Origin of the sequence: uncultured Streptococcus sp. (assembly GCF_901875575.1) — a bacterium.
In the GTDB taxonomy this organism is placed as follows: Bacteria; Bacillota; Bacilli; order Lactobacillales; family Streptococcaceae; genus Streptococcus.
The window spans coordinates 80026-91971 of record NZ_CABFMF010000011.1 but is presented as its reverse complement, the minus strand read 5'-3'; the positions used below and the strand labels follow the sequence as shown (position 1 = coordinate 91971).

General features: G+C 40.0%; 9 protein-coding genes and 1 pseudogene. 2 read left to right on the top strand and 8 right to left on the bottom strand.

Going from position 1 to position 11946, the window contains the following annotated elements:
- Window positions 1–377: 377 nt before the first annotated feature.
- A complete protein-coding gene (locus QZ114_RS03030; protein WP_295499587.1) occupies window positions 378–1856 on the top strand; it encodes a M protein trans-acting positive regulator PRD domain-containing protein in 1479 nt (492 codons plus the stop codon).
- Between the two features lie 204 nt (window positions 1857–2060).
- Here QZ114_RS03030 and glmS read toward each other — a convergent pair whose 3' ends face one another.
- From glmS to ruvB, 8 genes and pseudogenes are all read right to left on the bottom strand, one after another.
- A complete protein-coding gene (gene glmS, locus QZ114_RS03025) occupies window positions 2061–3869 on the bottom strand; it encodes a glutamine--fructose-6-phosphate transaminase (isomerizing) (protein ID WP_295499585.1) in 1809 nt (602 codons plus the stop codon).
- 190 nt (window positions 3870–4059) lie between these two features.
- Window positions 4060–4744 (bottom strand): annotated as a pseudogene (locus tag QZ114_RS03020) (family 1 glycosylhydrolase); the annotation flags it as partial.
- Window positions 4745–5150: 406 nt separating this feature from the next.
- The gene (locus QZ114_RS03015; RefSeq protein ID WP_295499583.1) at window positions 5151–7004 is read right to left on the bottom strand and encodes a proline--tRNA ligase; all 1854 of its coding nucleotides are present in this window, start codon (window positions 7002–7004) and stop codon (window positions 5151–5153) included.
- 12 nt (window positions 7005–7016) lie between these two features.
- A complete protein-coding gene (rseP, locus tag QZ114_RS03010; RefSeq protein WP_295499581.1) occupies window positions 7017–8276 on the bottom strand; it encodes an RIP metalloprotease RseP in 1260 nt (419 codons plus the stop codon).
- Between the two features lie 21 nt (window positions 8277–8297).
- Window positions 8298–9101, bottom strand: coding sequence for a phosphatidate cytidylyltransferase (locus QZ114_RS03005; protein WP_295499579.1), 804 nt, complete (start codon window positions 9099–9101; stop codon window positions 8298–8300).
- A gap of 8 nt (window positions 9102–9109) precedes the next feature.
- The gene (locus QZ114_RS03000) at window positions 9110–9868 is read right to left on the bottom strand and encodes an isoprenyl transferase (RefSeq protein ID WP_295499577.1); all 759 of its coding nucleotides are present in this window, start codon (window positions 9866–9868) and stop codon (window positions 9110–9112) included.
- A 230-nt stretch (window positions 9869–10098) separates the two neighbouring features.
- On the bottom strand, window positions 10099–10671 hold the full coding sequence (locus tag QZ114_RS02995; RefSeq protein ID WP_295499575.1) for a nucleotidyltransferase family protein: 573 nt from the start codon (window positions 10669–10671) through the stop codon (window positions 10099–10101).
- A complete protein-coding gene (ruvB, locus tag QZ114_RS02990) occupies window positions 10652–11650 on the bottom strand; it encodes a Holliday junction branch migration DNA helicase RuvB (RefSeq protein WP_295499573.1) in 999 nt (332 codons plus the stop codon). The genes QZ114_RS02995 and ruvB overlap by 20 nt, the downstream gene beginning before the upstream one ends.
- Before the next feature lie 132 nt (window positions 11651–11782).
- Here ruvB and QZ114_RS02985 point away from each other — a divergent pair, with 132 nt between their 5' ends.
- Window positions 11783–11875 (top strand): type I toxin-antitoxin system Fst family toxin, encoded by a 93-nt coding sequence (locus QZ114_RS02985; RefSeq protein WP_295499571.1) that lies wholly within the window; start codon window positions 11783–11785, stop codon window positions 11873–11875.
- Window positions 11876–11946: the final 71 nt, after the last annotated feature.

Here is an 11946-nt window from a genome sequence, read left to right as displayed (position 1 = left end):
GCTCAAAATCCTGAAAAAAAGCACAAAAAGAGCAGCTAAATCTGACTTTTTCAGAAGATTTAACTGCTGTGAGCCTTGTCTGGACAATATTTCAGACAAAACCTACGACAAATGATTATTCGTATTATACCCTATTTAGCTAGATTTTTCAAGGGGATTTGGTATTTTTTAATGAAATCTTTTCTTATGAAAGTAAAGATTCAATCTTGTAATAATGACGAAGTAGCTAACTTCTTTTAAAATTTCATTTTCAGTTGTCAATCTTGGTACAAACTATTATAAATTCCAATTTTTCCTAATTTATCTTAGTCTACTTTTCTTGACTTTACTAGTTTTTTCTTTTAATATATATGTATAAATATATTAGGAGATTTCTTATGGACATTTTACTTTCTAAAAGGGAACAAGTTCTACTAAAGTTACTGGAAGAATTAATCCAAGCCCAAGATTGGATACAACTTTCTGACTGGGCAGAAAAGTTAAATCTGTCACTAGAAGAATTACATGATTGCCTCTCTACCCTAGAAGCCTTGTCTCCAAATCTCCTTATTTACTCTACAAAAAGCAGTATTAAATTAGAATATGAGCTAGGTAATTGCCTGGATCCCAGAATAACTATTTTTAAAAATTCCCCAAACATCTCTTTCCTAAACTATCTGTTTTTCAATGAAGGATCTTCACTTACTACTGCTAGAGAAGCTCTTTCCACTAGCCAAGAACAAGTAGAAAACATCGTTCGCTACCTGAATACTATACTTCCAAAAAATTATGCCATCAGTATTCAAACCTCCACTATCGAGATGCTGGGAAAAGAAGAAGATATACGTTCCTTTTATTTAGATTACTTTAGCCAAAGTTACGCTTTTCTCGATTGGCCCTTCTCATCTATTTCTGAAGATATTCTAACTAGCTTTATTCAAACTTTTTTAGATTCCCAACAAGTTTCGCCTAATCTTCTCAACTTGCGACAAATCAAGTATACTGTCGCTATCAATATGGTGCGCTTAAAGAAAAATCATGTCATCTCAAATCCAACTCCTCTTTTAACCAATCACTACCATTCTATCTTACAAGCACCGAAGTTCGAATATGATATCAAAAAGCTTGCTAAAAAACTCCGTTTCGAACCTACTAAATCAAGTCTAGAACAGCTATTTTCTAATCCAACAAATACTCCTCAAATCTCTAAAAATCCTTGTAATAACCCATTAGGAGATATTAACTACATTCAAAAATCCTATCGTGTATTGAGTCAAATTGTAACAGAGTTATCCAAGGAATTCCATCTACAGATTGACGAAAAGGAAGAGCTGATTTGGCTTCTCCACTATACCGCCCAGGATGAGTTTCTTGATAAGACTAGTAACCACTTCCTTGATAAAAAGAAATCTCGAATCCTAACTAAATATGAGGAAGAATTCCCTAAACTTTTCGAAGAAAGTAGAAGAAAATTCCTAGATTATCTAATAGAAATGGGGCTAGAATATCGACCCAAAAGAATTGAAGACTTACTTTATACCTTCTCCGTTCAAGGTCATCGAATTTTAGTACAGTTACTAAAAAAACTTCCAAAAATACGCGTTTTAGTCATTAGCGATCTTGATAGTTGTCATGCTCAAAGTCTAATTGCTTCCTTATCCTTTTACGGAAGTAACCTCTATCTTTTTGACATCTGGGAAAAAACAGGCCTTTCTTTAAAAAAACTCAACCAAACACCGCATGATATTATCATTACAAATTTTCCTGTGTCAAACAGTTCGAAACCAATCATCTGTAGTCAAAATCTATCTACCACAGAATTATTCCATCGTCTTCACCTTTTATCATCACAAATTCAAAAAAGTAGACTCACTTAAATCGTAGCAATCTCTTGTTGCGGTTTTTTTATTTAGCGTGATCTACACCACGTTTTTATTACAAAGATCGTAAATCTTTTATAACTGAGAATTAAATTTCTACTAATCAAACTCTGAAAAAGAAAATCACCCCCAAAGTTAGATTTTCCAACTTTCTTCTGGGGTGTTATTTTTTATCTGTGAAATAAATAAGATTATTTTATTCTACTCCACCGTTACAGACTTGGCAAGGTTTCTTGGTTTATCCACATCTAGCCCACGGTGTAAAGTCGCAAAATAGGCTACTAGTTGAGTTGGTACAACCATGGAAATTGGTGAGAGGTAAGGATGTACGGTCATTAGGACAATATCATCAGTATCATTTGCTACATGTTCTTCTGCGATAGTGAAGACTTTGGCACCACGAGCTGCAACCTCTTGGATATTTCCACGGGTATGGTTGGCAAGAACTGATTCTGATAAGAGAGCTAAAATAGGTGTCCCTTCCTCAATCAGAGCAATTGTTCCATGCTTAAGTTCTCCTGCCGCAAAGCCTTCACACTGGATGTAAGAAATCTCTTTGAGTTTAAGGCTTGCTTCCATAGCTACGTAGTAATCTTGACCACGCCCAATATAAAAGGCGTTGCGAGTTGTTTCAAGAAGCTCACGAACCTTGGCTTCAATGGTTTCTTTCTCTGAAAGAGTTGATTCGATAGACTGAGCTACGATTGACAACTCATGAACCAGGTCAAAGGCTTGCGCTTTAGCATTACCATTTGCTTCTCCGACTGCTTTTGCAAGGAAGGCAAGGGCTGCGATTTGCGCTGTATAAGCCTTGGTTGAGGCTACGGCAATTTCAGGTCCTGCATGAAGGAGCATGGTATGGTCGGCTTCACGAGAAAGAGTTGAACCTGATACGTTTGTCACTGTCAAGCTTGGGATACCCATTTCATTAGCCTTAACCAAAACCTGACGGCTATCTGCTGTTTCACCAGACTGGCTGATAAAGATGAAGAGTGGTTTCTTGCTGAGCAGTGGCATACCGTAGCCCCACTCAGATGAGATTCCAAGTTCAACTGGCGTATCTGTCAATTCTTCCAACATCTTCTTAGAAGCAAATCCTGCGTGGTAAGATGTTCCAGCTGCAAGGATGTAGATACGGTCTGCGTCTTGAACAGCCTTGATGATAGCTGGGTCTACTACTACTTGACCAGCCTCATCTGTGTAGGCTTGGATGAGTTTACGCATAACCGTTGGTTGCTCATCAATTTCCTTGAGCATATAGTAAGGGTAAGTTCCCTTACCGATATCTGACAAGTCTAGCTCAGCAGTGTAGCTAGCACGCTCACGACTGTTGCCATCATAGTCTTGCACTTCGACGCTATCAGCCTTGACAATTACCAACTCTTGGTCATGGATTTCCATGTACTGGTTGGTCTCACGAATCATAGCCATAGCATCTGAGCAGACCATGTTGTAGCCTTCCCCAACCCCAATCAAAAGTGGTGATTTATTCTTAGCTACATAGATGACTTCAGGATCTTGTGAGTCAACCAAGGCAAAGGCATAAGAACCACGGATGATGTGAAGAGCTTTTTTGAAGGCTTCAAGAACTGACAAGCCATCTTCTTCCGCAAATTTTCCAATCAAGTGAACGGCGATTTCTGTATCTGTCTGCCCCTTGAAGTGATGACCCTCAAGGTATTCTTCCTTGATTTCAAGGTAGTTTTCAATGACCCCATTGTGCACCAAGACAAAACGTTCCGTCTCAGAGCGGTGTGGGTGAGCATTGTCCTCAGTTGGTTTCCCATGAGTTGCCCAACGAGTATGTCCGATACCAGTCGTTCCCTCAACACCAGCTGTCTTAGCAGACAATTCTGCGATACGTCCCACTGCCTTAACCAGGTGACTCTTATCGCCACCAAGGACAAAAATTCCCGCAGAATCATAGCCACGGTATTCGAGCTTTTCAAGCCCTTGAATCAAAATATCAGTTGCATTTTTGTTCCCAACAACACCAACAATTCCACACATAGTATATACGACACAGTCAAGCTGTGCTTTCTCCTTAAAATTGGTATAGTCTAATCCCTCTTTTACAGAATCAGCAAAAACAGTATATACTTGTTTCTTTCTCTTGTCAAGAACAAAAATTGGTATAGTTTTATATTAGATGCAACACATGGAAAACTCCGAACAATCAACATCATCAATCAAAGTTTTTTTATCTATTATTGTCACTGAGCTCTTTGAACCAATTTCCTAACTTCTTTAGGCGAGGTTCCTGCGTTGCAGATCTAACTCAACTAAACCATAACTGTTCTTATAGTTCTTAAGCCAGAACAAGTAGCCTTTACAGTTGGTACAGTCTACGATGGCACGGTTAAGTTCAGCCAAATGATATTTTACAAAGTCAATCCGATAATCGTCTTGAATCATTCCGTTTTTACGGAATTTTTCTTCGCCTTCAACTCTTATCCCATTTTCTGTCTACATCCATTCGATATTGCCATAATTTCCCTTGATATTTTGAGCGATGTCATAAATCCCTTGCTCATAAATCTCCCAGCCACGGTGAGGATTAATTTTACGTCCAGGCATAACATAAGGCTCGTAAAAATGTTCTGGTAAGAGTGGGCTCTCTGGATGCTTAGAAAATCGAGGCGCCATAACACGTAAAGACTAGTAGTAGTTTACTTCAAGGGAGGCTACTGTATGTTGTAACTCTTCATCTTTAGAATTAGACAAAAAGGACATATTCTAATAAAATCTCTACCAATCTGGTAGATATATTCCCAAAACAGAAGGGACAAATGACTATTGCGCTTGAACAAAATCTGTAATAGGTGCTAGCTAAGTGAATAGGTCGGTGTTAAATTAAGTACAATCCTAATCTTTGAATTCAGCTGAAATTAAACGACCAGTCTACTCTAGAGTACAGAAAACTGGGCACATAAGAAGAAGGACTCTTCCCCAATTATTGGGGTGCAGTGCCAAGTTTTCGTAGATTGAAGCAGTTACTTTATTTTCCCAACCATCCACGTCTTCCTATAAGAGAAATGGCAAAGATTGACCTAAATATAAATCCCCTTAACCTTAATGACTTCGGCTTCAAAACCATATAAAAACAAATAGTTGTCACTTACTCTATTACTGACTTATCTAGTTTCATGTGAAACGTTAATTAAGATTATATGCTGCTGACACTAGCCTCTTATTTGATTTTAATCGAGTATACTCCTATCTCATTTTAAAGAAAAAAACAGGACAAAAACTAGTTACATTTTTACCCCGTTTTTCTTATGACTATAGTTTTTATTTCTTACTTAAAATTTCAAGTGTTTCAAGTAAGCTATCAACATGAACTTCAATCGTATCACCAGTTGCTTTAATTTTGACTTCTACGATACCATCAGCTGCTTTTTTACCAACAGTGATACGGATTGGCAGACCAATCAAGTCACTATCACTAAATTTAACACCGACACGTTCGTTACGGTCATCTGTCAAGACTTCGTAACCAGCTCCTATCAAGTTTGCTTCAAGTTTTTCTGTCAAGGCTTGCGCTTCTTCATCTTTGACATTGACAGTGATCAAGTGAACATCAAATGGTGCCAATTCTTTAGGGAAGTTGATTCCCCAAGCGTAACGGTATTCACCTTTTGGCGTTTTGTTAACAAAGAGGCGAGCGTGTTGCTCCATTACTGCTGAAAGGAGACGGCTAACACCAATGCCGTAGCATCCCATGATGATTGGCACAGCACGGCCATTTTCATCCAAGACATCTGCTCCCATGCTTGCTGAATAGCGAGTGCCGAGTTTGAAGATGTGACCAATTTCGATACCACGCGCAAAGTTAAGAACCCCTTGTCCGTCTGGGGAAATTTCACCCTCACGAACTTCACGGATATCCACATATTCTGCAGTAAAGTCACGACCTGGATTTACACCAGTCAAGTGGTAGCCATCTTCGTTAGCACCCACAACTGCATTGCGAACATCTTGCACCTTACGGTCTGCAATGATTTTAACATTCTCTGGCAAACCAACTGGTCCAAGTGAACCAAATCCTGCTTGAACAACACTTGCCACTTCTTCTTCGCTAGCAACGTCAAAGAAATCTGCTCCCAAGTGGTTTTTCAACTTAACTTCATTAAGCTGGTCATTTCCAACTAGAAGAGCTGCAACAAGCTCACCATCTGCCATGTAGAAGAGAGTTTTAATCGTTTGTTCTTCTGGAACGTTTAGGAAAGTTGCCACTTCATCGATTGATTTAACATCTGGTGTTGCAACACGAGTCACTTCTTCTTCAGCGACAACACGGTTGCTTGGTTTATACTCGTTTGTTGCCATTTCTAAGTTAGCTGCATAGCTAGATTCACTTGAGTAAGCAATGGTATCTTCACCAGAGACCATCCATTTGAGTAATTCTGCCTTGATTTCTTCTTGCACTTCTGCAGGAATTTCGTCAAATGAGGCAACCGACTTGTCCAAGACAACCCAGCGGTCAAGGTCTGTACGAGCAGGTGTAATAGCCATAAATTCTTGGCTGTCCTTACCACCCATGGCTCCACCGTCACCAATAATAGCCTTGAAGTCTAAGCCACTACGAGTGAAAATACGCTCATAAGCAGCCTTATACTCATCATAAACACTATCCAAGCTATCATAGTTAGCGTGGAAGCTATAAGCATCCTTCATGATAAACTCACGTGTACGGAGAAGTCCATTACGTGGGCGTTTTTCATCACGATACTTAGGTTGGATTTGATAGAGGTTGAGTGGCAATTGCTTGTAAGATTTAACAGAATCACGGACAATAGCTGTAAATGTTTCTTCGTGAGTTGGACCTAGGATGAAGTCTGATTTCTCACGGTTTTTTAGTTTGTAAAGGTCTTCACCATAAGTTTCGTAACGACCTGATTCGCGCCACAACTCTGCACTAAGAAGGGCAGGAGCCAACATCTCAACAGCTCCAATCTTGTCGAATTCTTGGCGCATGATGTTTTTGGCTTTTTCAATCACACGGTTGGCAAGTGGTAGGTAAGAATAAACACCTGCTGAGACTTGACGAACATAACCAGCTCGCAACATAAGAGCATGGCTGATAACTTGAGCATCGCTTGGCATTTCGCGAAGCGTTGGGATAGGCATTTTACTTTGTTTCATAATATTCCTCGATTATCTAAAAAAGAGTCGCATGATGTCATTCCAGGTCACAGCAATCATCAAGACAACCATGATGACCACTCCGGCCAAGGTGACATAGGTTTCAATTTCTTGTTTCAATGGTTTGCGGCGAATGGCTTCTAGGATATTGAGTACAATCTTACCACCATCCAGAGCTGGAATCGGAATAAGGTTAAAAATCCCGATATTGATGGAAATCATTGCCAAGAAGTACAATACGTTCTCAATTCCATTTTTAGCAGCATCACTACTTTCCTTAAAGATGGCAACAGGTCCACCTAATTTATTCAAATCTGGGTGAAAAATCAGATTCTTCAAAGCAGAAAGGATACTAAGAGCCGAGTTAGCAGCAGTTGTAAATCCACCAGCAAACATAGAAAGCAAGTCTGATTTAATTCCCGGTTGAACTCCAAGTAAGTAACGTCCTTCACTTTCTTCTGGACTAACTGACACTTGTTTTTCACTACCATTTTCAGAAATAGTCACATCCAAGGTCGGAGCCGTCTTATCTTTAGTTTCTGCTTCCACAGCCTGGGTTAAACTTTCCCAGTTGCTAATCTCATGTGAGCCAATCTTGGTAATCTGTGCCGTTTCTTGTACTCCCACCTTGGCCAAAGCCCCTTGGGGCATGACATGGAACTGATTGTTCTCAACATCTCCGACACCACCCTGCATAAAGATTAAAATCCAAAAAACAACGACACCTAAGATAAAGTTATTCATAGGTCCTGCAAAGTTGGTAATCAATTTTCCCCAGATGGTTGCATTTTGATATTGAACATCCAAGGGAGCAATCCGAACCTCAGTCCCATCTGCTTCCACAACCGTTGCATCGTGATCCACTGCAAATGTTTTTTCTTCTTCCAGAACCAAGCCCTTGATAAAAAGCTTGTCTTCAAAGTCAAACAGGGTCACCTGCATAGGGAGGGCCGTTTGATCCAATTTTTTACCAGAAAGATTGATTCGTTTAACCTTACCATCATCAGTAAGGGTCAAACTGACAGGAGTTCCTGTCTTGATTTCAGTTGTATCATCACCCCAACCGGCCATGCGAACATAACCACCCAGAGGCAAGATTCGAATGGTATAGGCTGTACCATCCTTGCCAATGTGAGCAAAGATTTTTGGTCCCATACCAATGGCAAATTCACGCACTAAAATTCCTGATTTCTTAGCAAAGTAGAAGTGACCAAATTCGTGCACCACCACAATAATCCCAAAAACCAGAATAAAAGTTAAAATTCCGAGCATAGTATTTTCTTCCTTTTTCTATTAAAAGAGTCCAAATAAGTGCATGATTGGAAATACCAGCAACATACTATCGAAGCGATCTAAAGCACCACCGTGACCAGGTATAAATTTCCCTGAGTCCTTCACCCCGAAATGACGCTTGATCGAACTTTCTAATAAATCACCAAACTGTCCAGCTATGCTGAAGAAAATAGCAAAGAAGGACATTTTGTAAATTCCATATGGAAGAGCCACCGTCCTATCAACTATCATAAAAATAATCGTTACTAAAATAGCTCCTAAAATACCACCTATTGCACCCTCAATTGTTTTATTGGGAGAAACAGCTGGTGCCAACTTCCGTTTACCAAAATTCATACCAGCCAGATAGGCAGAACTATCTGTCGCCCATACGATACATAAGGCCAACAAAACTTTATCTAAACCAACAGCACGAGCATCTAGCAAGGCATTAAAACCAAAACCTACATAAAAACTCATAGCTAACGGAAATACGGCATCCTCAATAGTATAAGACTTGCTAAAGATAGTCGTTCCAAGCATGATTGAAATCAAAACACTATAGGCTACGACATTCCCATCAACTGGTAAAAAAGTCAAGTAGTTTTCCAATGGAATAGTCAGAGAAAATGTCGCAAAGAGGGTCAAGAGGCCCTCCATAGTCATAGTTTCCAAACCTTTCATCTTCAATAGTTCATGCATGGTTAACATGGCTATAAGGCCAATCACTATCTGAAGCAAGAGACCCCCTACCATGAGAATGGGTATAAAAATAGCTAGGGCAATGGATGCAAATAAGGTTCTTTTTTGTAAATCCTTTGTCATAAATCCTCCTAAACTCCTCCAAAGCGACGATGACGACGATTGTAGTCAAGAATTGCTTCCTTCAAAGCCGCCTCATCAAAATCAGGCCATAAGATATCTGTAAAGTAAAGCTCACTATAAGCTCCCTGCCAAGGAAGAAAGTTACTCAAGCGTAATTCTCCACTTGTACGGATAATCAAATCCGGATCTCGTAAATCCTTAGGTAAATACTGAGTGAAAAGGTAATCTCCAACCAAATCTTCAGTGATATCAGAAGGATTGATTTCCTCATCTAAGACATTTTGGGAAATCTGCTTAAGAGCCTGTGTAATCTCGGCACGTCCACCATAGTTGAGGGCAAAATTAAGAATTAATCCTGTGTTGTTTTTAGTTAATTCCTCAGCCTTGGTCAGAGCTTCAAAGGTTTGCTTAGGCAGGCGGTCTGTCTCCCCAATCATTTGAATCTTAACATTATTGGCATGTAGCTCAGGTACATAACTGTCATAAAACTCTACTGGTAAGTTCATGATAAACTTTACTTCCTGATCTGGACGCGTCCAGTTTTCTGTAGAAAAAGCATAAACTGTAAGCACCTTAACACCTAATTTACTAGCTGCCTTAGTCACAGTTTGCAAAGCTTCCATCCCTGCCTTATGCCCAAACACCCTTGGTTGCATACGTTTTTTAGCCCAACGGCCATTCCCATCCATGATGATGCCGATATGAGCAGGAACCTGTGTCGGAACTTCTACTTCCACAGCCTTATCTTTCTTAAAAAATCCAAACATGATCTTATTCCTATTCAAAAATCTATCGTTTCATTATACCATATTTCCTTATTTTCTTCCATTATCAACATGTTTATTCTATATCAGGTTGCGTATTTTCAAAAAAATAAGCCGCCTGATTGGGCGACTCTATTTTTTATAGGGAGATTATTATGAAAAAGTTTTAGGAGTTTAAGTTAAGGCCTTCTTAACTTATGAACTTAGTATACAGCACCTAACTTAAATTTTCCTTAATTATTTTTAAAAATCAAATTTTTCCATTTCTCCTGCCAATTTTTCTTGGATAAACGTGTCTGATAGATTTCCATTCGGTCTTCATTTTCTAAAAAATGAGGAGTCGGACGAACTTGAAAATTCAAAATATCCTCAAGACCGTATGGAGTAAAGAGTTCCAAAGCGGATTCTTCATTCAAGCGCAGTCCAAGCGCCGTACACCGTTCTGGATACTTACTCATAGCATCACGAGAGCTAATATAGGAAGCAGTATGAGGGCAATGCTGGTGCATATAGACCTGATTTTTCAACTCCCACTGGTACTGAGGAAAGTCCTCTCTCAGCTTGCTTTCTATAGCCAGCGTTTCTTCGTAACTGACATCTGGGTCAAAGAAAATCACATCCACATCTGTTTCACAGTCAAAAGTGGTTTTGTCTGATAATAGATTCCAGATGAAATTTCTGACAGAACCTGCTGCCAACCACGAGTCTTTTAAGTCAAGGTTTCGGATGATCGTCAGAATAGCCATCATATCTGGATTTTTTCTAAAAGCCTCTAGAATTTCTTGCTCATTTTTCACTATATTCATAACCTAAGTGCTCATATGCCTTAGCAGTCGCTACCCGTCCAGACCGTGTCCGCATGATAAAGCCTTTTTGAATCAAGTAGGGCTCATACATGTCTTCCACCGTCTCACGCTCTTCTGCGATATTGACAGAAAGGGTACCCAAACCAACAGGACCACCACCGTACATCTCAATCATGGTGCGAAGGATTTTTTGGTCCACATAGTCCAGACCTTCATGGTCAACATCCAGCATGGTCAAAGCCTTATCGGTAATAACATCATCAATAACCCCATTCCCCATTATCTGGGCAAAATCGCGCACGCGCTTAAGGAGACGATTGGCAATACGAGGGGTTCCACGACTACGTAGAGCCAACTCAGATGCTGCCTCATGAGTGATTTCCATCTCAAAAATATCTGCCGTTCGCTCGACAATTTCTGTCAAGTCAGCATGAGCATAATACTCCATATGCCCCGTAATCCCAAAACGTGCCCGTAGAGGATTTGACAGCATACCAGCCCGAGTCGTCGCCCCAATCAAGGTAAAAGGAGGCAACTCCAAATGAACACTGCGACTACCTTCACCAGCACCAATCATAATATCAATGTAGAAGTCCTCCATGGCACTGTAAAGCACCTCTTCTACTGACATGGGCAAACGATGAATCTCATCAATAAAAAGGACATCCCCAGGCTCTAGGTCATTCAAAATAGCTACTAAATCACCTGCTTTTTCAATGGCTGGACCAGAAGTTTGCTTGAGATTCACTCCTAATTCGTTAGCAATAACAAAGGCCATGGTCGTTTTCCCCAATCCTGGAGGGCCAAATAAGAGGACATGATCCAGCGCTTCATCCCGCATTTTGGCAGCTTCGATAAAGATTTGGAGCTGATCCTTGACCTTATCCTGCCCAATATATTCACGTAAATACTGAGGACGGAGTGTGCGTTCTACTAACTCCTCATCCCCCATTATCTCATTATCTAAAATTCTACTCATGTTTCTATTATATCAAAAAACCAAGCCACAAACAAAAAAGCCACTGGATTGGTGTCTCCCGAGTTTAACACTTATGTGGTATAATATTCTACGGCACTGCTACACCGCCTACGAAAGGAGGTGAGATAGCCCATGATGGAACTAATCCTTAAAACTATCATCGGACCGATTGTGGTCGGTGCCATCCTTCGCTTAGTCGATAAATGGCTAAACAAAGATAGATAGTGTCAAAAAAGACCCCAAGCTTAATGTGGAAGTTAGCTTGGGGTCTTTTCTAGTCCATGATATAGAACTAA

Excerpts from the sequence above, each read along its gene's own strand:
- QZ114_RS03015 (WP_295499583.1), bottom strand. The coding sequence starts at position 7,004 with ATGAAACAAAGTAAAATGCCTATCCCAACGCTTCGCGAAATGCCAAGC.
- QZ114_RS03005 (WP_295499579.1), bottom strand. The coding sequence starts at position 9,101 with ATGACAAAGGATTTACAAAAAAGAACCTTATTTGCATCCATTGCCCTA.
- QZ114_RS03030 (WP_295499587.1), top strand. The coding sequence starts at position 378 with ATGGACATTTTACTTTCTAAAAGGGAACAAGTTCTACTAAAGTTACTG.
- QZ114_RS02985 (WP_295499571.1), top strand. The coding sequence starts at position 11,783 with ATGATGGAACTAATCCTTAAAACTATCATCGGACCGATTGTGGTCGGT.
- rseP (WP_295499581.1), bottom strand. The coding sequence starts at position 8,276 with ATGCTCGGAATTTTAACTTTTATTCTGGTTTTTGGGATTATTGTGGTG.
- ruvB (WP_295499573.1), bottom strand. The coding sequence starts at position 11,650 with ATGAGTAGAATTTTAGATAATGAGATAATGGGGGATGAGGAGTTAGTA.
- glmS (WP_295499585.1), bottom strand. The coding sequence starts at position 3,869 with ATGTGTGGAATTGTTGGTGTTGTTGGGAACAAAAATGCAACTGATATT.
- QZ114_RS02995 (WP_295499575.1), bottom strand. The coding sequence starts at position 10,671 with ATGAATATAGTGAAAAATGAGCAAGAAATTCTAGAGGCTTTTAGAAAA.
- QZ114_RS03000 (WP_295499577.1), bottom strand. The coding sequence starts at position 9,868 with ATGTTTGGATTTTTTAAGAAAGATAAGGCTGTGGAAGTAGAAGTTCCG.